The organism is Mycobacterium sp. NGS34, assembly GCF_059812845.1.
The window spans coordinates 401,046-421,640 of sequence record NZ_JCALDM010000005.1 but is presented as its reverse complement, the minus strand read 5'-3'; the positions used below and the strand labels follow the sequence as shown (position 1 = coordinate 421,640).

Below are 20,595 nucleotides of genomic sequence, written 5' to 3'. Positions count from 1 at the left end.
CCTATCCTCATCCCTGCGCCGCCCGCTACCACCCCCCAAGGAGACAGATGGTCCCGAACACGACGCGGCCCTCGGCGGGCGTAGCGGGATTCGTGCCGTTCCCGGCCGGCCGGGCCGCGTCCTATCGCGCGGCGGGCTACTGGACGGGACGAACCCTGGACACGATCCTCACCGACGCGGCGCGGCGCTGGCCGAACCGGACCGCCGTCGTCGACGCCGGGACGGACGCCGGGTTCAGCTACGCCGAGCTCGACGAGCGGGCCAACCGCGCGGCGACCGGCCTGCGCCGGCTGGGCGTCGCGCCGGGCGACCGGGTCCTGCTGCAGTTGCCGAACGGCCGCGAGTTCGCCGCGGCGCTGTTCGGGCTCGTGCGGGCCGGAGCCATTCCCGTGATGTGCCTTCCCGGCCACCGGGCCGCCGAACTGGGCCACTTCGCCGCGGTCAGCGCGGCGACCGCTGTCGTGATACCCGGCGCCGCAAACGGTTTCGACCACCCGGCGATGGCGCGCGAGCTCGTCGAGCAGCACTCGGCGCTCAAGCATGTCATCGTCGACGGCGACCCCGGGGAGTTCACGGCGTGGACGCAGCTGTGCGGACCGGGCGCCGTCGACCCGCCGGCCCCGGCGGCCGACCCGGAAATGCCCGCCCTGCTGCTGGTTTCGGGCGGCACCACCGGCACCCCCAAGCTGATCCCCCGCACCCACGACGACTATGTGTTCAACGCGACCGCCAGCGCCGAGCTCTGCCGGCTGACGGCGGACGACGTCTATCTCGCGGTGTTGCCCGCGGGCCACAACTTCCCGCTGGCCTGTCCCGGCCTGCTGGGCGCCATGTCCGTCGGCGCCACCACGGTGTTCGGCGCCGACCCCAGCCCGGAGGCCGCCTTTGCCGCCATCGCGCGCCACCGCGTGACCGTGACGGCCCTGGTGCCGGCGCTGGCCAAGCTGTGGGCCCAGGCCTGCGAGTGGGAGCCGGTGACCCCGAAGTCGTTGCGGCTCCTGCAGATTGGCGGGGCGCGACTGGAACCGGGCGACGCCCGCCTGGCGCGCGCCACGCTGACCCCGGGCGTGCAGCAGGTGTTCGGCATGGCGGAGGGGCTGCTCTGCTACACCCGCCTGGACGATCCGCCGGAAATCGTCGAGAACACACAGGGCCGGCCGCTGTGCGCCGCCGACGAACTGCGCATCGTCGACGAGGCCGGCGAGCCGGTGGCACCGGGCGAAGAGGGCGAGCTGCTGGTGCGCGGGCCGTACACGCTCAACGGCTACTTCCGCGCCGAACGCGACAACGAGCGCTGCTTCGATCCCGACGGCTTCTACCGCAGCGGCGATCTCGTCCGCCGCAGGGACGACGGCTACCTGGTGGTCACCGGCCGGATCAAGGACGTCATCTGCCGCGCCGGCGAGACCATCGCGGCGGCCGACCTCGAGGAGCACATGCTGAGCCATCCGGCGATCGGCTCGGCCGCGGCGGTTCCGCTGCCCGATCCCTACCTGGGTGAAAAGATCTGCGCCGCCGTTGTTTTCACCCGGGAACCGTTGACTCTCGCCGAGCTCAATGCCCACCTCGACGCGCGCGGCGTGGCCGCCCACGCCCGGCCCGACATGCTGGTCGGGATGGCGGCGCTGCCCACCACCCCGATCGGCAAGATCGACAAGAAGGCGATCGCGCGGCAGCTCGGCGGACCGTAAGAGCCGCTCGCCGGCCGCGGTCAGCGGCCGCTAAGCGTCAGCGTCCCTTCGGTTTTGAGGACCTTGTTGGCGGTGATCCGCTCGGTCTTGCGGGCCTCCCGCTCGAGGTAGCGCTGCTTGGATTCGTCGAATTTGTCGCTGGCGACTTCGAGTTCCTTGATCAGCACCGCGAGATCGTCGCGCATCCGCGCGGCCTCGCCGGTGAAATCCTCGCGCTCGAAGATCCGCCATTTCTTCAACACCGGCATGACCACCTCGTCGAGGTGGATGCGCGGGTCGTAGACGCCACCGACCGCGATGATCACGGCCTTGCGCCGAAACTCCGGCACGGTGAACCCGGGCATCTTGAAGTTGCGCAGGATCCGGTGCACCGAGCGCATCGCCTGGTTGGGCGCGATGTCCAGACCGGCGGCGCTGACGTCCCGGTAGAAGATCATGTGCAGGTTCTCGTCGTGCGACACCTGGGCCATCAACTGTTCCGCGATGGTGTCGTTGGCGGCTTTGCCGGTGTTGCGGTGCGAGACGCGGGTGGCCAACTCCTGAAACGACACGTACATGACCGAGTCGAAGAGGCTCTCAGCGAACAGGTCACCCTGCTGGTTCTGGCCGGGGCTGAAGCCCCGGGTCATTTGCTCCAGGCGGAGTTTCTCCAGCTCGACCGGGTCGACCGCGCGCGTGACGACCAGATAGTCGCGCAGCGCGGTGCTGTGCCTGTTCTCCTCGGCGGTCCACCGGTTCACCCATTGGCCCCAGGGGCCGTCCATGGTGAAGTTCATCGCGATCTCGCGGTGATACGACGGCAAATTGTCCTCGGTCAGCAGGTTCTGCACCATCGCGACCTGCGCCACGTCGGACAGCCGGCTCTGTCCCGGCTCCCAGTCCTGGCCGTCCAGCGCGTAGAAGTTCTTGCCGTCCGACCACGGAACGTAGTCGTGCGGGTTCCATTCCTTGAACAGCGAGAGATGGCGGTCGAGCAACTTCTCGACCACGGGTTCGAGCTCACGAAGTAGCTGCAAGTTGGTCAAGGCATCGGACACGGAGCCCTCCCAGTTATGTGTTTCGATCAGTAACACTGAATTTACGTGTGTCAGCCAGTTACACCAAGATGACACGCCGGAAGGAGCCGAAATAGGGCCGAAAGTCCCATGGGGAGGGAGAGCTGCCGCACAACAGCGGCGCGGCAAAGGCGAACCGCCTTACCGCCGCAGGTCGGGCGCTATTGCCGGGCGATCAGGTACGGCGCGAGCGTGGACAGCTTTTCGCAGGTCTCCTCGAACTCGCGCTCGGGTTCGGACTCTTCGATGATGCCCGCGCCGGCGCGCAACCACGTCCTGCCGTCGCACTCGTAGGCCGCGCGCAGCGTCAGCGCCGCGTCCAAGCCGCCGTCCGCCGAAACCATCACGACCGCACCGGAATAGAGGCCGCGCGGCCCTTCGTCGAGGCGCAGGATGGCCTCGACGCCGGCCGCCTTCGGGATGCCCGAGGCGGTGACGGCGGGAAACAGCGCCTCCAGCGCGTCCATCCGGTCCCTCGACGCGTCCAGGCGGGCGCTGACCGTCGAGCCGAGGTGCTGCACGCTCCCCCGCTCCCGCACCGTCATGAAATCGCTGACCACCGAGGTCCCCGGTTCGGCGATCTCGGTCATCTCCTGTAGCGAGCTGCGTACCGAAATGGCATGCTCGACAATCTCTTTGGAGTTCGACTCCAGTTCGTCGCGGGCCTGACGGTCATGCACCGGGCCGCGACCGAGCGCCCGGGTCCCGGCCAGCGGCTCGGTCACCACCGTCCGATCGTGTTGAACGGCCGCGACGAGTTCGGGGCTGTAGCCCACGGCGCGCATGCCGCCGAGCCGCAGCAGGAAGGACCTCACCGGTGTGTTGTGCCGGCGGCCCAGCCGGTAGGTGGACGGGAAGTCAAGCGGGAAAGGCACTTCGACGCAGCGCGACAGGATCACCTTGTGGTACTCGCCCCCGGCGATCTCGCGGACGGCCGCCGCGACCCGGGCGCGGTAGCCGGACGGGTCGTCGCTCAGGTCGATGGCGCGGGCGTCCGGCATCCCGTCGGCGCCGTCGCTCAACAATCGGCGTACGGCGTCGGCGTGGGCGACGTCGGCGCCGTCGAGGTGGACCGCCTCCTGCGTCACCACGATGCGGGTGCGGGGCCAAAACACCCGGGCCAAGGGGGTGTGCGGCGCCAGTCGCTGCTGCAGCCCGTAGCGATAGACGCCGAACTCGAATGCGACCCAGCCGAAAAGCTGGTCGGTTTCGAGCAGCAGCCGGTCGATGGCTTCACCGAGCACGGGTCCCGGCCGCCCCGACCATTGTTGGCGCTGCGTGGTGCCGTCGCGGATCACCCGCAGCTCGTCGCTGTCCAGCTCGACCATCGCCCGCACACCGCTGGCCAGGACCCATTGCCCGGTGCGCTCGTAGAGGAGGTACTCCTCGCCCGAGCGCTCGGGCAGCGCGGCGGCCAGCCGGGCCGCCAGGTCGGCCGGATGGATGTCGGGAGGCAACGGAATCGGTGACGTGGTGCCGGCGGAACTCGTCTCGACGCTGACATCGGTCACGGTTAGTAAATGTAGCCTAACCTATGTAACGCCGCGCAACCCTCCCCTGCGGAGGCGGAAACGCGCCGCCCGGGGCCGCCGCGCCATCCCCACAGTTAATCCCCAGAAAAGTCACAGAGGATTCACGCCTAGCGGGCCACACCCGCCCCTACCAGCACCGCTGTGACCATTGGCTTTGGCAGAATCCGCGATTGCGTTTCGCTGACGTTAAACGCGGGATTCCCGGGCGATTTCTGAGTGGCGGGCCCCCGAGGGCGAGGCTAAATTTTGGCACGATCATCGGGATGTTCGCGGTGGATCGCTGGCGGGCGGTGCTTTCCCTGATCGCCGGATCACTGAAGAGAGGCACCAAATGCTGCAGGAGTTTTGGCACAACTTCACCCATAACCTGTTCAAGCCGCTGCTGTTGTTCTTTTACTTCGGGTTCCTGATCCCGATCCTGAAGGTCCGGTTCGAGTTCCCGTACGTGATCTATCAGGGCCTGACGATGTACCTGCTGCTGGCAATCGGTTGGCATGGCGGTGAGGAGCTCGCCAAGATCAAGCCCGAGGAGATCGGAACCATCACGGGGTTCGTGGTCGTGGGCTTCGTGTTGAACTTCGTGATCGGCGGGCTGGCCTACCTGCTCCTGGGCCGCATGAGTTCCATGCGACGAATAGACAAGGCGACGGTCGCCGGATATTACGGGTCCGACTCCGCGGGAACCTTCGCCACCTGTGTGGCCGTGCTGACCGCGGTCGGAATGGCGTTCAACGCCTACATGCCGGTGATGCTGGCCGTCATGGAGATCCCGGGCTGCCTGGTGGCGCTCTATCTCGTTGCGCGGCTGCGGCATCGCGGCCTGAGTGAGGCCGGCTACATGCCCGACGAGCCCGGCTACGTCGCGCCGGTCAAGGTCGGGATCGGCCCCGGCACCGCCGCGCGCCCGCCGCACGGCCAGAGCCTCGCGGACGAGAACGCGCGCGGAGTCGAGCAGGAGCTCGAGCTCTCGATGGAAAAGCTGGAGCACCCCAACTGGGAGCCCGATCAAACCCCGGCTATGGGCAAGCCCAAGCGGATGCCCATCTTCTCCCGTGAGCTGTTGCAGGAGGTGTTCCTCAACCCCGGGCTCGTGCTCCTCATGGGCGGCATCCTGATCGGCCTCATCAGTGGGCTGCAGGGACAGAAGGTGGTCGCGGACGACGACAAGTTCTTCGTGCTGGCCTTCCAAGGTGTGCTGTGTCTGTTCCTGCTCGAGATGGGCATGACGGCGTCGCGCAAGCTGAAGGACTTGCGATCGGCGGGCCCGGGTTTCATCTTCTTCGGCTTGCTCGCGCCGAATATCTTTGCCCCGCTTGGGATCGTGGTCGCCCATGCCTACGCCTCGCTCACGCACAGCGACTTCAAGCCGGGAACCTACGTGCTGTTCGCCGTGCTGTGCGGCGCGGCGTCTTACATCGCCGTGCCCGCGGTGCAGCGGCTGGCGATCCCCGAGGCCAGCCCCACCCTGCCGCTGGCCGCATCGCTGGGTTTGACGTTCTCCTACAACGTCACCATCGGCATCCCGCTCTACATCGAGATCAACCGCCTGGTCGGGCACTGGTTCACCTGAGAACCGCGTCGCGCGAGGCCCAATGGCTCACAACGCGATTGGGCCGGCGCGGCGCCCACCGTTGCGGCGGGCGGGGCATTTGTGCAGCCGCGTTACGCGTTGTTAACGATTCGTAAAGACACCTTCACTCCGTTGACCCAAGTCCCGTGAGTCCCCAAGGTACTAATGATGTTCGTGGACTCCCCGGCGCTGGATGCTGCGCGCGGCACGGCCGAATCAACCGTCGGAGGCACCAATGCTTCATGAGTTCTGGGAGAACTTCACCCACAATCTCTTCAAGCCGCTGCTGCTGTTCTTCTACTTCGGCTTCCTGATCCCGATCATGAAGGTGCGGTTCGAGTTTCCCTATGTGATCTATCAGGGTCTGACGATGTACCTGTTGGTGTCGATCGGCTGGCAGGGGGGCGAAGAACTCGCCAAGATCCAACCGGCCGACATCGACAACATCGCCGGCTTTGCGCTGATGGGCTTCGCATTGAACTTCGTCATCGGAGTCCTTGCGTACGTGGTGCTCAAGTACACGACCCGCATGCGTCGAGTCGACCGCGCCACGGTCGCCGGCTATTACGGTTCGGATTCGGCGGGAACCTTCGCCACCTGCGTGGCCGTCCTGTCGGGCGTGGGTATCGCATTCAACGCCTACATGCCGGTCCTGCTGGCCATCATGGAGATTCCGGGTTGCCTGGTGGCGCTGTACCTGGTGCTGCGACTGCGCCACCGCGGTCTCAACGACGCTGGCTACATGCCCGACGAGCCCGGCTACGCCGCGCCGGTAGCGGTCGGGGTGGGTCCCGGCACCGCTACGCGGCCGCGGCCCGGCGAGAGCCTCAGCGCCGAGCGCCAACGAGGCGTCGAGCAGGAATTGGAACTCTCGCTGGAAAAGCTGGAGCATCCGAACTGGGAGCCCGACGACAGCGCGCCCCGCGGTAAGGCCACGAGGATGCCGATCTTCTCCCGCGAACTCATGCAGGAGGTGTTCCTCAATCCCGGCCTCGTGCTCCTCATCGGCGGCATCATCGTCGGCTTCGTCAGCGCGCTGCAGGGACAGAAGGTCGTTCACGACCAGAACGAGCTCTTCGTCGCGGCGTTCCAGGGTGTGCTCTGCCTGTTCCTGCTCGAGATGGGCATGACGGCGTCGCGCAAGTTGCACGATCTCAAGCTCGCCGGGCGAGGCTTCATCGTCTTCGGTCTGCTGGCCCCGAATTTCTTTGCGGCGCTGGGGATCCTGGCCGCCTACACCTACGCCGACCTCACCGACACCCACTTCCAGCCGGGCACCTACGTGCTGTTCGCGGTGCTGTGCGGCGCCGCGTCCTACATCACCGTGCCGGCCGTGCAGCGGCTGGCGATCCCCGAGGCCAGCCCGACGCTGCCATTGGCGGCCTCACTCGGTTTGACGTTCTCCTACAACGTCACCATCGGAATCCCGCTCTACATCGAGTTCAATCGCCTGATCGCGCACTGGTTCCCGGGCGTCTGAGAAAACGTCATCTCGGGATCGAGCAGCCTGTCTCGCGGCGGGTGCGAAGTCTGTGAGCCCAAACTACACAGTGCCGGGTGCGAACCCGACTAAACGCCCTGATCACGCCAGGCAGGCCGGTGGTTCGACACCCCAAGCGGACCGGATGTTTCCGGGGTGTTTCCAAGCTGGCACAGTGCGCGTCGGCTGTTCGTAAAAGTGATGTCAATTATTCGTAAAGACCGGTTAACTGAGGGCTCCGCGGATTCGGTGGGGTGGAAACTACATGAGTTCCATATGAATTCGACCCACAACATGTTCGAGCCGTTGTCGAGAGGGCGCTCACCGTGCTACAAGCCGTATCCGTTCCGGCAACCGTTCCGACCGAAAAGCCCCGCAACGGCCTGGCCGGTCTCAAACACTGGCGCTACGACCTTCGCTCGGGTCTCACGGTGGCGATGATCTCGCTTCCGTTCTCGATGGGAATCGCAATCACCTCGGGTGCGCCGCCGGTCTGCGGGATCATGTCGGCGATCATCGCCGGGTTCATCCTGCCGGTATTGGGCGGCTCGTACGTGACCATCAGCGGCCCGGCCGCGGGACTGGCGCCGACCCTGTTCGCCGGCATGATCACGCTGGGACAGGCCCGCCTCGGGCACGGCGCCCCGACATCCGATTTGCTTGCCGTGGGTTACCCCCTGATCCTGGTGGCGATCGCTATCGCTGGTGTGATTCAAGTGATTCTTGCCAAGTTGAAGGTGGCGCGCCTGAGCGCCATCTTCCCGGCCGCGGCCATCCACGGCATGCTGACGGCGATCGGCCTGATGATCATCGTGAGGCAGATTCCTCACTTCATGGGTGCGAAGTTCGAGGCCCACGAATTCTTGACGGTTCTGGAGGAAGTGCCCAGCCATCTCTCGTCGATGAGCGGCAAGTGCTTCGCCCTCGGAGTTGGTTGCTTGGTGGCGCTCTTTGTGCTGTCGGCCCTACCCGGGCGGCTGCTGAAGATCATGCCGGCTCCGGTCTGGGTGTTCGTCGGCGGCACGGTGGTCAGCACATTCATCCTGAAACTCGACAAATCCAAGCTCATCAACGTGCCCGATTCGCTGTTTCACGGGATCGTATTCCCCCACTTCGCCGAGGCATTCAGCACTCCCGCACTGCTGTTGCCCTTGGCATACCTGGTTATCACCCTGCTTTTGATCGACGCGACCGAGTCCCTGGCGACGATCGCGGCCGTGGACAATATCGACCCATATCGCCGCCGCTCCGATCCGGACAAGACGTTGCTGGCGATGGGCGCGTCCAACGGCGCCTCCAGCCTGCTCGGTGGACTGACGATCATCCCCGGCATGGTCAAGAGCACGGCGAATATCATGGCCGGCGGCCGGACCCAATGGGCGAACTTCTACAACGCCTGCTTCCTGTTGGCGTTCGTGCTGCTCGGCCGCGAGGTGATCAACATGGTCCCGAAAGCGGTCCTGGGGGCCATCCTGGTATTCATCGGCTACAAGCTGTGTAAGCCCGCGCTGTGGCTCAAGATGGCGCGGATCGGGACGGAGCAGTTCGTCGTCTTCGTCACCACCGTGCTGGTGACCGTGGCGACGGACCTACTGGTGGGCATCGTCACCGGCATCGTCCTGGAGTTGGTGCTGAACCTGTGGTACCTGGGCCTCTGGCACACCCTGAGCAACGCGTCGGAATGCGCCAAGCCGAATTTCGGCGTGCGTTTCCTCAGTCTCTTCCGCAATCCGGTGTCCAAACGGGAAGTCGATGAAGACACGTACCACCTGTACCTGGATGGTCCCCTGGTGTGTTTCAACCTGTTCCACATGATTCGGGAGCTGGGACAGCTTCCGAACGGCACACGGACGGTGTATCTCCACTTGAGTTCCCAGGTGCCTCTTGTCGATCACACGACGGGTGAGTCTCTCCGTTATTACCTGGACGAGTTCAGCGGTCAGGACGAGAGTCCGAGGCTGGTGATCGAGGGGTGGGACCACATGCGGTCCCTGTCCAAACACGAGACGAGCACGCGGATCGCCATAGCCGCCGTCGAGAAGGTCTCCTCCGCGGATATCAAAAAGGTGGCCCTCACGGAGATCGAGAAGGTCGCCATCATCGATCTCGAGAAGGTGGCCGCGATGGATCGAGCCGAACAAGAGTTGAGGGTCGCTCAGGCCACGGATTGACGGCCGACTGAGTACTACCCGAGCAGGGTCCGCACCACCGCGTCGGCCAGCAGGCGGCCGCGCGGGGTGAGCACCAGCCTGTCGCCCTCGGATACCAGCAGCCCGTCCGCGACCGAGGTTTCGGCGCGTTCGCGTTCGGCGGCGGTCAACAGATTCAGCGGAAGCCCTTGGCGCAGTCGGGTTTTCAGCAGCACATCCTCGGTGTGCAACGCATCGGTGTCCAACTGCTCGAAACCGGAGACCGGCAGTTCACCGGCCGCCAACTTCTCGGCATAAGCGTTCGGGTGCTTGACATTCCACCAGCGCGTCGCGCCGACATAGCCGTGGGCGCCCGGGCCCGCACCCCACCACTGGCCGCCGTCCCAGTAACCGAGATTGTGCCGGCATTCACCGCCCGGGCGGCACCAGTTGGACACCTCGTACCACGACAGGCCGGCCCCGGAGAGCCGGGCGTCGGCCAATTCGTAGCGGTGTGCCAGCACGTCGTCGTCGGGGGCGGCCAGCTCCCCGCGCCGCACCCGCCGCGCCAGCGCGGTGCCCTCCTCCACGACCAGCGCATAGGCGGACACGTGGTCGACGCCGGTGTCGATCGCGGTGTCGACGGAGCGCAGCAGGTCGTCGTCGGACTCCCCCGGCGTGCCGTAGATCAGGTCGAGGCTGACGTGTTCGAAGCCCTCGGCCAGCGCCTCGCGGGCGGCGGCCGCCGACCGGTTCGGAGTGTGCACCCGGTCGAGCACGCCCAGCACCCGCGGGGACACCGATTGCATGCCAAGCGACACCCGGGTGAACCCGGCCGCGCGGATGGCCGCGAAGAAGTCGGGCCACGCCGACTCCGGGTTGGCCTCGGTGGTGACCTCGGCATCCGGCGCGAGAGCAAAGTGCTCCCGCACCATGCCCAGCAGCTTGGCCACGCGCGCGCCGCCCAGCAGCGAAGGCGTGCCGCCGCCGACGAACACGGTGCTCAGGGTCGGGCCGCCCAACCGCTCGGCCGCCAGCCCCAGCTCCGTTCCCAGCGCCTCCAGCCAGGCGTCGGGGTTGACGCCGCCCAGCTCGGCCGGGGTGTAGGTGTTGAAGTCGCAATATCCGCAGCGGGTTATGCAGAACGGGACGTGCACGTACAGCCCGAACGGCTGCCCGGGGTTGGGCCGCAGGGCGGGCAGGTCCACCGTGGCCTCGCGAAGGGTCATGCCGAATTTTCCCACGGCGCCGGCCCGCGCCGTCGCGCGAGACGAATCCCTGCAGGCCACACGGGGTAAAGCGCCGCCCGACGACGGGGAACGCGTTCCCAGGTGATTCGCGGCTGCGTTTGCCCGGACGTCCAGGATCGCTCGCTACTTTGGGTCAGCGTGAGAAAAAATATGACCTGATGACAAAGCCCGGCGCGACCCATGGCACAATGGCTGCCGTGACCGTCGCCAATCGCAGCCTGCGAATCGCCCTCGTGGCCCGGCGGCACATTGATCTCAAGCGCGTCTGCAGCTGTTGTTGTCGCTGTCTGCCTTGATGCCGTAGACCCGCCCCACCTGTACTCAGCTGGCTGCCGGATCTGCGCAGCCGAAATAAAAGCGGTGTGCTGCGCGTCCAAGCCTGCGATGTTCGCGAAGGAGATCCCGATGACCACAGCCCGTCCCGCGAAGGCTCGCGACGAGGGCCAGTGGGCGCTCGGGAATCGCGAGCCGCTCAACGCCAACGAAGAGTTCAAGCAGGCCGGTCCGCCACTTGAGGTACGGGAACGCATCGAGAACATCTACGCCAAAGAAGGCTTCGACAGCATCGAGAAGAACGACCTTCGCGGCCGGATGCGCTGGTGGGGCCTGTACACCCAGCGTGAGCAGGGTTACGACGGCAGCTGGACCGGCGACGAGAACATGGACAAGCTCGAGGCCAGGTACTTCATGATGCGCGTGCGCTGCGACGGTGGCGCGCTGTCCGCTGCCGCCCTGCGCACGCTCGGACAGATCTCGATCGAGTTCGCCCGCGACACCGCCGACATCTCCGACCGGGAGAACGTGCAATACCACTGGATCGAAGTGGAGAACGTCCCCGAGATCTGGCGGCGGCTCGACGCGGTCGGCCTGCAGACCGCCGAGGCATGCGGCGACTGCCCACGCGTGATCCTGGGCTCGCCGCTGGCCGGCGAATCGCTGGACGAGGTACTCGACCCCACCTGGGCGATCGACGAGATCGTGCGCCGCTACATCGGCAAGCCCGACTTCGCCGACCTGCCGCGCAAGTACAAGACCGCGATCTCGGGCCAGCAGGACGTCGTCCACGAGGTCAACGACATCGCGTTCATCGGCGTCAACCACCCCGAACACGGCCCCGGCCTGGACCTGTGGGTCGGCGGCGGCCTGTCGACGAACCCGATGCTGGGTCAGCGGGTCGGCGCCTGGGTTCCGCTGGAAGACGTGCCCGAGGTCTGGGCGGCGGTCACTTCGGTGTTCCGCGATTACGGCTACCGGCGGCTGCGTGCCAAGGCGCGGCTGAAGTTCCTGATCAAGGACTGGGGCATAGAAAAGTTCCGGGAAGTCCTGGAGACCGAATACCTCAAGCGTCCGCTGATCGATGGGCCGGCGCCCGAGCCGGTCGCGCATCCGATCGACCATGTCGGGGTGCAGCGGCTCAAGAATGGTCTCAACGCCGTCGGGGTCGCCCCGATCGCGGGGCGGGTGTCCGGCACCATCCTGGCCGCGGTGGCCGACCTGGCCGAGCGGGCCGGATCCGACCGCATTAGGTTCACCCCGTATCAGAAGCTGGTCATCCTCGACATCGCCGACGAGAAGCTCGATGATTTCGTCGCCGGCCTCGAGGCGCTGGGGTTGCAGTCGCGGCCTTCACATTGGCGCCGAAACCTGATGGCGTGCACCGGGATTGAATTCTGCAAGCTGTCCTTCGCTGAGACCCGGCTGCGGGCACAGTCGTTGGTGCCGGAGTTGGAGCGTCGCCTCGAAGACATCAACTCCCGCCTGGACGTGCCGATCACGGTCAACATCAACGGCTGCCCGAACTCGTGCGCGCGGATTCAAGTCGCCGACATCGGGTTCAAGGGTCAGATGGTCGACGACGGCCACGGCGGGTCGGTCGAGGGCTTCCAGGTGCATCTGGGCGGCAGCCTCGGCCTGGACAGCGGTTTCGGCCGAAAACTGCGTCAGCACAAGGTCACCAGCGACGAGCTGGGCGACTACATCGAGCGGGTGGTACGCAACTTCATCAAGCACCGAAGCGACGGTGAACGATTCGCGCAGTGGGTCGTTCGCGCCGAGGAAGGCGATTTGCGTTGAACGGAGAACTGACGATTCCGACGGAAGCCCAACTGCGCCAGTTGGCGGCGCGGGGCGCGGCCGAACTCGAGGGCGCCAGCGCCACCGAGTTGCTGCGCTGGACCGACGAGAACTTCGGCGGTGTCAACGGGCCGCGCGGCTGGGCGACGTGTAACTACGTCGTGGCGTCCAGCATGCAGGAGGCCGTGCTGATCGATCTGGCCGCCAAGGTGCGCCCGGGCGTGCCGGTGATGTTCCTGGACACCGGTTATCACTTCGTGGAGACCATCGGCACCCGGGACGCCATCGAGTCCGTCTACGACATCCGGGTGGTCAACGTCACGCCCGAGCACACGGTGGCCGAGCAGGACAGGTTGCTGGGCAAGGACCTGTTCGCGCGCGACCCGAGCGAGTGCTGCCGGCTGCGGAAAGTGGCGCCGCTCGGCAAGGCCCTGCGCGGCTACTCGGCGTGGGTGACCGGGCTGCGCCGCAGCGACTCGCCGACCCGGGCCAACGCCCCGGTGATCAGCTTCGACGAGGGCTACAAGCTGGTGAAGATCAACCCCCTCGCGACGTGGACCGACGAGGACATGGAGAACTACATCGACGAGCATGACGTGCTGGTCAATCCCCTTGTCTACGACGGCTATCCGTCGATCGGTTGCGCCCCCTGCACGGCCAAGCCGGCCGAGGGAGCCGACCCGCGCAGCGGGCGCTGGCAGGGGCACGCCAAGACGGAATGCGGGCTGCACGCGTCGTGACCGCCCTCGTGCTCACCGCGCACGGCAGCGAGGATCCACGCTCGGCCGCCAACGCGCGGGACGTCGCGGATCGGGTGGCGCGCATGCGGCCCGAGTTGGACGTGCGGCTGGCCTTTTGTGAGCTGAACGCCCCCAGCCTGGCCGAGGTGCTCGGCGGCCTGTCGGGCGAGGCGGTGGTCACCCCGTTGCTGCTGGCCGATGCCTACCACGCCCGCGTAGACATCCCGGCCCAGATCGCCCAGACACGTGTCGATGCCGCCCAGGCCGACGTGCTGGGCGAGGATCCGCGGCTGATCACGCTGCTGCGGCAGCGGGTTACGGACTTGGGCGTCTCCCGGCACGACGAGCGGGTCGGCGTGCTCGTGGCGGCGATCGGGTCGTCCGACCCGATGGCCAACGCGCGGACTCGGCAGGTGGCACCCCGTCTGCTGGCGGGCACCGGCTGGGCGGGGGCGACGACGGCGTTCGTGACCCGTCCGCAACCGTCGCTGGCCGAGGCCGCCGGCCGGTTGCGGCGGCAGGGCGCCCGGCGGGTGGTCATCGCCCCGTGGTTCCTGGCGCCGGGGGTGCTGCCGGATCGGGTGCGGAGGTTCGCCGACTATGCCGGCATCGAGCTGGCGGAGCCGTTGGGCGCGCACCGGTTGGTGGCCGAGACGGTGCTGGATCGCTTCGATGCGGCCCGCAGGACTCGCGCTGACGGGATCGCCGCCTGATTCGCCCGAACTGATCCCGCGTAAACTTCGTGGCTTGAACACCCGCTCGATTGGGGCATTGCTGGCAGCGCTGGTGGTGGGGCTGGCCGGGTGTGGCGGCGGCAAGCACGCGGCGACGCCCATCGCGTCAGGGCCATGCGAGATCGTTCCCAACGGCACACCGGTTCCCCAAAAGCCCTCGGCGCCTTCGGTTTCGGCAGGCATTGCGACCAACCCCGAGAACGCGACCGGCTACCGCCGCGACATGACCGTCGTGCGAACGGCGCACTACGCCGTGGCCACGGCCAACCCGCTGTCGACCCAGGCGGCATGCCGGGTGCTGCGCGACGGCGGCACGGCCGCCGACGCGCTGGTGGCCGCCCAGGCGGTGCTGGGGTTGGTCGAACCGCAGTCGTCGGGGATCGGCGGCGGCGGGTTCGCGCTCTACTACGACGCCCGCACCGGTTCCGTTCAGGCCTACGACGGCCGTGAGGTGGCCCCCGCGGCGGCAAGCGAGAACTACCTGCGCTGGGTCAGCGACGCCGATCACGCCGCGCCCATGCCCGCCGCGCGAGCCTCCGGACGATCGATCGGGGTCCCGGGCATTCCGCGGCTGCTCGAACTCGTGCACAACGACCACGGGCACCTGCCCTGGCGCGATCTCTTCGCCCCCGCGACGGCGTTGGCGGACAACGGATTCGACATCAGCCCCCGGATGGCCGCCGCCATCTCCGACTCGGCGGCCGCACTGCGCGTCGACCCGCAGGCGCGCGGATACCTCCTCAACCCGGACGGCGGCCCCAAGGCCCCGGGAACGCGGCTGACGAACCCGGCGTACTCAAAAACCCTGTCCGCCATCGCCTCCGCGGGCGCCAACGCCTTCTACACCGGCGACATCGCCCACGACATCGTCGCGGCGGCGCGCGACACCTCGGACGGCCGCACGCCGAGCCTGATCACCGAGGAGGACCTGGCGGGCTACGTCGCCAAGCGGCGCGACCCGCTGTGCGTGACGTATCGCGGCCGGCAGGTCTGCGGCATGCCGGCGCCGTCGTCGGGCGGCGTCGCGGTGGCCGCCACGCTGGGAATCCTCGAGCATTTTCCGATGGGCCAATACCCGCCCACCGACGTCGACCTCAACGGCGGTCGCCCCAGCGTGCTGGGCGTCCACCTCGTGTCCGAAGCCGAGCGGCTGGCCTACGCCGACCGCGACAAGTACGTCGCGGACCCCGATTTCGTCGGCATGCCCGGCGGTTCCCTCAGCGCGCTGATCGACCCGGGCTATCTGGCCGGACGCGCCGCCCTGATTTCACCGCAGCGCAGCATGGGAACCGCCAAACCGGGAGACTTCGGTGTGCCCACCGACGTCGCACCGCCCGGGACCGAGCACGGCACCAGCCACGTCAGCGTCATCGACTCCTACGGCAACGCGGCCGCGTTCACGACGACCGTCGAGGCGGCGTTCGGTTCGTTCCACATGGTCGACGGGTTCGTGCTGAACAACCAGCTCACCGATTTCGCGGCCGACCCCCGTGCGGCCGACGGATCGCCGGCCGCCAACCGCGTGCAGCCCGGCAAACGGCCGCGAAGCTCGATGGCGCCGACGCTGGTGTTCGATTCCTCGCCGGCGGGGCGCGGCGCGCTGTACGCGGTGACGGGATCGCCCGGCGGTTCGACGATCATCCAGTTCGTCGTGAAAACGCTTGTGGCAATGCTTGATTGGGGCCTGAACCCGCAGCAGGCGGTATCGCTGATCGACTTCGGTGCGCAGAACTCAGCGCAGACGAACGTCGGCGGCGAGGACCCCGAGATCAACACCTCCGATGACGGCGCCCATGACCCGCTGGTGACTGGCCTGCGCGCGCTGGGGCACCAGGTCAACCTGGCCGACCAGTCCAGCGGGTTGTCGGCGATCACCCGGAGTTCATCGATGTGGACCGGGGGCGCCGATCCGCGCCGCGAGGGTGCGGTGATGGGCGACAACGGATAACGCGGGTCCCGCGTGGCTCAGGCCGACGTCAGCGTGTTCTGATCCTCGTCCGTGTCGCCGACTCCGCCACGGGGAACCACGTCGCTCGGGAGGGGTGGCACCCGGGTGGCGCGCACGTAGACGGTGTCGCCGTCGCGTAGCGCGAGTGCTTCGGCGTCGCCGCGGGTGATCTGGGCGGTGAACGGGCCGCCGGTGGCCGCGCTGGTCAGTTCCACGCGGACCTCGAAACCCAGCGCGACCACCCGATCCACGGTCGCGCGCACCACCCCGATCGATTCGGCGGTGGCATCGGCGGTGGCCACCGCCATGTCGGGCTTGCGGCCCACCCGAATGTCATGCGGACGGACCAGCGCGCCGTTCAGCTCGGACACCGCACCGAGGAAGGACATCACGAACGAACTCGCCGGGGAGTCATAGACGTCGGTGGGCGAGCCGACCTGCTCGATGCGGCCCTTGTTGAGCACCGCGATCCGATCCGCCACGTCCAGCGCCTCCTGCTGATCGTGAGTCACCAACACCGTGGTCACATGCACCTCGTCATGCAGGCGGCGCAACCACGCCCGCAAATCCTCCCGCACCTTGGCATCCAACGCCCCGAACGGCTCATCAAGCAACAACACCTGCGGATCAACCGCCAACGCCCGCGCCAACGCCATGCGCTGACGCTGACCCCCCGAGAGCTGATTGGGATAGCGAGTCTGAAACCCACTAAGCCCCACCACCTCCAACAGGTTGTCCACCTTCTGTTTGACCTCGGCCTTGGGCCGCTTACGAATCTTCAACCCATAAGCCACGTTGTCGCGCACCGTCAGATGCTTAAACGCCGCATAATGCTGAAACACAAACCCGATACCCCGGCGCTGCGGCGGCACCCCCGTCACATCACGCCCATTAATCGTCACCGTCCCGCTATCCGGGTGATCCAACCCCGCGATCGCACGCAACAACGTCGACTTACCCGACCCACTCGGACCCAACAACGCCGTCAACGACCCCTTGGGCACCACAAAATCCACATGATCCAGCGCGACGAAATCGCCATAACGCTTATAGGCGTCCCGCACCGTGATCGCGTGCTCGCGGCGCTCGGTCGGGTGGTCTGTCATCTGCGAGTCTCCTTGTCAGGCTTGCTTGGTCGCTCGTGCCCGGCGGACGTCGAGAACCAGCTGGAAAATCAGGACCAGCACGGCCACACCCATCAGCAGCGTCGACAGCGCGTAGGCGCCGTATTCGGCGCCGCGGTTGTACCGGTCCGCGACCAGCAGCGTCAGCGTTTGCGACTTGCCCGGCAGGTTGGACGACACGATGATGACCGCGCCGAACTCGCCGAGCGTGCGCGCGACGGTCAGCACGATGCCGTAGGTCAGTCCCCACCGGATGGACGGCAGCGTGATCCGCCAAAACGTCTGCCACCAACTCGAACCCAGGGTGGCCGCGGCCTCCTCCTGGTCGGTTCCCAGCTCGTGCAGCACCGGCTCCACTTCGCGCACCACGAACGGCAGCGTGACGAAGATGCTGGCCAGCACGATGCCCGGCAGCCCGAAAATGATCTTGAGGCCGAGGTTGTTCTCGACGAACCCGAAAGCGCCGCCCGCCCCCCATAACAGGATCAACGCCACACCGACGATGACGGGCGAGACCGCGAACGGCAGGTCGATGACGGCCTGCAGCACGCCCTTACCGCGAAAACGGTTGCGCGCCAGCACCAGCGCGGTCGGAATTCCGAAAACCACGTTGAGCGGCACCACGATGGCCACCACCAGCAGCGTCAGGTTCAGCGCCGACACCGCCGCCGGCGTGCTCACCCAGTCGAAGAACTGACCGACCCCTGGGCGAAACGTCCGCCACAGGATCAACGACACGGGAACGACGAGCAGCACGAAAATGTATGCGAGCCCGAGGAATCGGATGAGGTAGCGAGACCTCGTCGACGACGCCGTCATCAACCCAACTCCTCGCGTTTGGCCGCGCGGCCGCCCACGAGCCGCAGGAGGAACAGCACGACGAAGGAGATGGCCAGCAGCACAATGGATATCGCGGCGGCGCCGGTGCGGTCGTCGTTCTCGATCAGCGTGCGTATCCACTGGGAGGACACTTCGGTCTTGCCCGGCACCGCGCCGCCGATCAGCACCACCGAACCGAATTCGCCGATCGCCCGCGAGAACGCCAGGCCCGCACCGGATAACAGGGCCGGGGTCAGTGCCGGCAGCACGACCGAGGTGAAGATCTTCGGGCCACTGGCGCCCAGCGACGCGGCCGCCTCCTCGGTCTCGCGATCGATCTCCAGCAGCACCGGCTGGACGGCGCGCACCACGAACGGCAGTGTGACGAACGCCAGCGCCACCGCCACGCCCCACGCGGTGTGCTGCAGGTGCAGCCCCACCGGGCTGTTGTTCCCGTACAGGGCCAGCATCACCAGGCTGGCGACGATGGTCGGCAGCGCGAAGGGCAGGTCGATGATGGCGTCGACGAGCCGCTTGCCGAAGAAGTCGTCGCGCACCAGCATCCAGGCGATCAGCAGCCCGAAGACCAGGTTGACCGCCGTCACCCCGGCGGAGATGGTGAGCGTCACCCGAAACGATTCCAACGCGGCGTTCGACGTCACGGCGAGCCAGAACGCGTGCCAGCCGCCGCCGGCGGCCTGCCACGCGATCGCCGCCAGCGGCAACAGCACGATCACCGACAGCCACAGCGTCGCCACGCCGACCCGAAGCGATGTGGTGCCTGCTCCGCGGGGCCGCCAGGCGGCCCGGGCGGCGTCCGGCGCAACGGTCGCCGTCATCCGGTGGCCTTCGTGTAGATCTTGGTGATGCTGCCGGTGTTCTTGTCGAAGAGCTGCGGGTCCACCGTGCCCCAGCCACCGAGTTGGGCGATCGTCCACAGCTTCGCCGGTGCGGGGAACTGATCGCGGAAGTCGGCGGCGACGGCGGGGTCGACCGGCCGGAAGCCGGCCTGGGCCCACACCTTCTGCGCCGCCGCGGTGTACTGGAAGTTCTTGAACGCGACGGCGGCGGCCAGGTGCGGGCCGGTGGTCACCACCGCCAGCGGGTTCTCGATCTTGAAGGTCTGCGGCGGGTTGACGTGCTCGACCGGCTTGCCCGCCCGCTCGGTCGCGATGGCCTCGTTCTCGTAGCTGATCAACACGTCGCCGCTGCCCTGGACGAAGACGTCGGTGGCTTCCCGTCCCGAGCCGGGACGCAGTTTCACGTGTTCGCTCACCAATTTGTGGATGAAGTCGATGCCGGCCTGACCGTTGGCGCCGCCTTCGCTCTTGACGGCGTACGGGGCGAGCAGATTCCACTTGGCCGACCCCGAACTCAGCGGGCTCGGCGTGATGACCTCAATGCCGGGCCGCAGCAGGTCATCCCAGTCCTTGATGTTCTTCGGATTTCCCTTGCGCACCACCAGCGAGACCACCGACCCAAAGGGGATTCCCTTGGTGGCGTCGGTGTTCCAATCCTTGGAGACCTTGCCCGCCTTCACCAACCGGGTGACGTCGGGCTCGACCGAGAAGTTGACGAGATCGGCCGGCTTGCCCTCGGCCACACCGCGGGACTGGTCGCCGGAGGCGCCGTAGGAGGTGATCACCTGGATGCCCTTGCCCTCCTCGGAGGCGTTGAAGGCGGGAATCACCTTGCTCCAACCGGGTTCTGGGGCGGAATAGGCGACCAGCGTGAGACTCGTGTGCGCGTTGCTGGGGCCGCTGCCGCCGACGACGTCGCTGGGGCCGCCCTGGCACGCGGCGACGACACCGACGATCAGCGCGAGTAAGACGACAGGCCGCCAGCGCGCAGTGCTGCCGATGTCGGTGAGCATTGGTGGCCTTTCATTGCTGTTCAAGCGGGACAACTTTCGGGATCCCGTTGTAGCGGAAAGGCGATACGACTTCAGGAGAGTCGACGACTCCTACCAAACCGCGCACGGGTGGGAAGTCAGCGACAACAGTGCACAAAGACGGCGCATTCGACGACGCCGGTTGCCATGTGCATGTCGCGAAGCCTAACAGGAATTCGCCGGGCCGCCACCGCGCGCCGGCTTGCGCATCAGTGCGTCGCTAGCCATGTGACGATCACCAGCACCACCAGCGTGACCAGAATCAACGTCACGTGCGACCGAGGCATGCGCGTTACCCGGGCGCCCCATCGGCGTGCCGAACGCGGCGCATCAACTTGATGCCCCTGCCGAGCAGGCGGTCCAGCAGGCCGGCCGTGACGTAGGCCACCGCCAAAACGACGGGCATCACGATCATGGCTTGCAGCACAAACGCGAGGCCCGAGAGCCACAGCTCGTTGCCGTCCCACCAATTCAGGAACCCGCCCACCCGGCTCACACTATTCGCCACGGCACCCCGACACCTAATGGAAACATTGGACGCCGGGCAGGTTGACAGTCG

General features: G+C 67.0%; 17 protein-coding genes. 9 read left to right on the top strand and 8 right to left on the bottom strand.

Annotated features, from left to right (window positions below; genetic code table 11):
- The first annotated feature begins 47 nt into the window (after positions 1 to 47).
- Positions 48 to 1,691: a (2,3-dihydroxybenzoyl)adenylate synthase gene (locus tag AC5Y7V_RS15935; RefSeq protein WP_499880985.1), complete on the top strand. Its 1,644-nt coding sequence runs from the start codon at positions 48 to 50 to the stop codon at positions 1,689 to 1,691.
- Positions 1,692 to 1,711: 20 nt separating this feature from the next.
- On the opposite strand, the gene AC5Y7V_RS15930 is transcribed toward AC5Y7V_RS15935, so the two are convergent.
- Positions 1,712 to 2,728, bottom strand: coding sequence for an acyl-ACP desaturase (locus AC5Y7V_RS15930; protein WP_499880984.1), 1,017 nt, complete (start codon positions 2,726 to 2,728; stop codon positions 1,712 to 1,714).
- Positions 2,729 to 2,907: 179 nt separating this feature from the next.
- The gene (locus AC5Y7V_RS15925; protein WP_499880983.1) at positions 2,908 to 4,257 is read right to left on the bottom strand and encodes a salicylate synthase; all 1,350 of its coding nucleotides are present in this window, start codon (positions 4,255 to 4,257) and stop codon (positions 2,908 to 2,910) included.
- 352 nt (positions 4,258 to 4,609) lie between these two features.
- On the opposite strand from AC5Y7V_RS15925, the gene AC5Y7V_RS15920 reads away from it, so the two are divergent.
- The 3 genes from AC5Y7V_RS15920 (at position 4,610) to AC5Y7V_RS15910 (ending at position 9,499) form a co-directional block, all read left to right on the top strand.
- Positions 4,610 to 5,848, top strand: coding sequence for a sodium-dependent bicarbonate transport family permease (locus tag AC5Y7V_RS15920; protein ID WP_499880982.1), 1,239 nt, complete (start codon positions 4,610 to 4,612; stop codon positions 5,846 to 5,848).
- A gap of 235 nt (positions 5,849 to 6,083) precedes the next feature.
- Positions 6,084 to 7,328 (top strand): sodium-dependent bicarbonate transport family permease, encoded by a 1,245-nt coding sequence (locus AC5Y7V_RS15915; RefSeq protein ID WP_499880981.1) that lies wholly within the window; start codon positions 6,084 to 6,086, stop codon positions 7,326 to 7,328.
- Between the two features lie 326 nt (positions 7,329 to 7,654).
- Positions 7,655 to 9,499, top strand: a complete 1,845-nt coding sequence (locus AC5Y7V_RS15910; RefSeq protein WP_499880980.1) for a SulP family inorganic anion transporter — start codon at positions 7,655 to 7,657, stop codon at positions 9,497 to 9,499.
- 14 nt (positions 9,500 to 9,513) lie between these two features.
- Here AC5Y7V_RS15910 and hemW read toward each other — a convergent pair whose 3' ends face one another.
- Positions 9,514 to 10,686 carry a radical SAM family heme chaperone HemW gene (gene hemW, locus AC5Y7V_RS15905; protein WP_499880979.1) on the bottom strand — a complete coding sequence of 391 codons (1,173 nt, stop codon included), beginning with the start codon at positions 10,684 to 10,686 and terminating at the stop codon, positions 9,514 to 9,516.
- 179 nt (positions 10,687 to 10,865) lie between these two features.
- Here hemW and AC5Y7V_RS15900 point away from each other — a divergent pair, with 179 nt between their 5' ends.
- The 5 genes from AC5Y7V_RS15900 to AC5Y7V_RS15880 all read left to right on the top strand — a co-directional run bounded on the left by AC5Y7V_RS15900 (position 10,866) and on the right by AC5Y7V_RS15880 (position 16,202).
- Positions 10,866 to 11,003, top strand: coding sequence for an Ms4527A family Cys-rich leader peptide (locus tag AC5Y7V_RS15900; protein WP_499880978.1), 138 nt, complete (start codon positions 10,866 to 10,868; stop codon positions 11,001 to 11,003).
- Between the two features lie 109 nt (positions 11,004 to 11,112).
- Positions 11,113 to 12,780: a nitrite/sulfite reductase gene (locus tag AC5Y7V_RS15895; RefSeq protein WP_499880977.1), complete on the top strand. Its 1,668-nt coding sequence runs from the start codon at positions 11,113 to 11,115 to the stop codon at positions 12,778 to 12,780.
- Positions 12,777 to 13,520, top strand: a complete 744-nt coding sequence (locus tag AC5Y7V_RS15890) for a phosphoadenylyl-sulfate reductase (protein ID WP_499880976.1) — start codon at positions 12,777 to 12,779, stop codon at positions 13,518 to 13,520. Before AC5Y7V_RS15895 ends, AC5Y7V_RS15890 begins: the two co-directional genes overlap by 4 nt.
- Positions 13,499 to 14,233: a sirohydrochlorin chelatase gene (locus AC5Y7V_RS15885; RefSeq protein WP_499880975.1), complete on the top strand. Its 735-nt coding sequence runs from the start codon at positions 13,499 to 13,501 to the stop codon at positions 14,231 to 14,233. The genes AC5Y7V_RS15890 and AC5Y7V_RS15885 overlap by 22 nt, the downstream gene beginning before the upstream one ends.
- The gene (locus AC5Y7V_RS15880) at positions 14,193 to 16,202 is read left to right on the top strand and encodes a gamma-glutamyltransferase family protein (protein ID WP_499880974.1); all 2,010 of its coding nucleotides are present in this window, start codon (positions 14,193 to 14,195) and stop codon (positions 16,200 to 16,202) included. The genes AC5Y7V_RS15885 and AC5Y7V_RS15880 overlap by 41 nt, the downstream gene beginning before the upstream one ends.
- A gap of 17 nt (positions 16,203 to 16,219) precedes the next feature.
- On the opposite strand, the gene AC5Y7V_RS15875 is transcribed toward AC5Y7V_RS15880, so the two are convergent.
- The 5 genes from AC5Y7V_RS15875 to AC5Y7V_RS15855 all read right to left on the bottom strand — a co-directional run bounded on the left by AC5Y7V_RS15875 (position 16,220) and on the right by AC5Y7V_RS15855 (position 20,523).
- The gene (locus AC5Y7V_RS15875; protein WP_499880973.1) at positions 16,220 to 17,308 is read right to left on the bottom strand and encodes a sulfate/molybdate ABC transporter ATP-binding protein; all 1,089 of its coding nucleotides are present in this window, start codon (positions 17,306 to 17,308) and stop codon (positions 16,220 to 16,222) included.
- A gap of 15 nt (positions 17,309 to 17,323) precedes the next feature.
- On the bottom strand, positions 17,324 to 18,145 hold the full coding sequence (gene cysW, locus AC5Y7V_RS15870; protein WP_499880972.1) for a sulfate ABC transporter permease subunit CysW: 822 nt from the start codon (positions 18,143 to 18,145) through the stop codon (positions 17,324 to 17,326).
- Positions 18,145 to 18,984: a sulfate ABC transporter permease subunit CysT gene (gene cysT, locus AC5Y7V_RS15865; RefSeq protein ID WP_499880971.1), complete on the bottom strand. Its 840-nt coding sequence runs from the start codon at positions 18,982 to 18,984 to the stop codon at positions 18,145 to 18,147. Before cysT ends, cysW begins: the two co-directional genes overlap by 1 nt.
- A complete protein-coding gene (locus AC5Y7V_RS15860) occupies positions 18,981 to 20,018 on the bottom strand; it encodes a sulfate ABC transporter substrate-binding protein (RefSeq protein ID WP_499880970.1) in 1,038 nt (345 codons plus the stop codon). The genes cysT and AC5Y7V_RS15860 overlap by 4 nt, the downstream gene beginning before the upstream one ends.
- A 310-nt stretch (positions 20,019 to 20,328) precedes the next feature.
- Positions 20,329 to 20,523, bottom strand: coding sequence for a hypothetical protein (locus AC5Y7V_RS15855; protein ID WP_499881039.1), 195 nt, complete (start codon positions 20,521 to 20,523; stop codon positions 20,329 to 20,331).
- Positions 20,524 to 20,595: the final 72 nt, after the last annotated feature.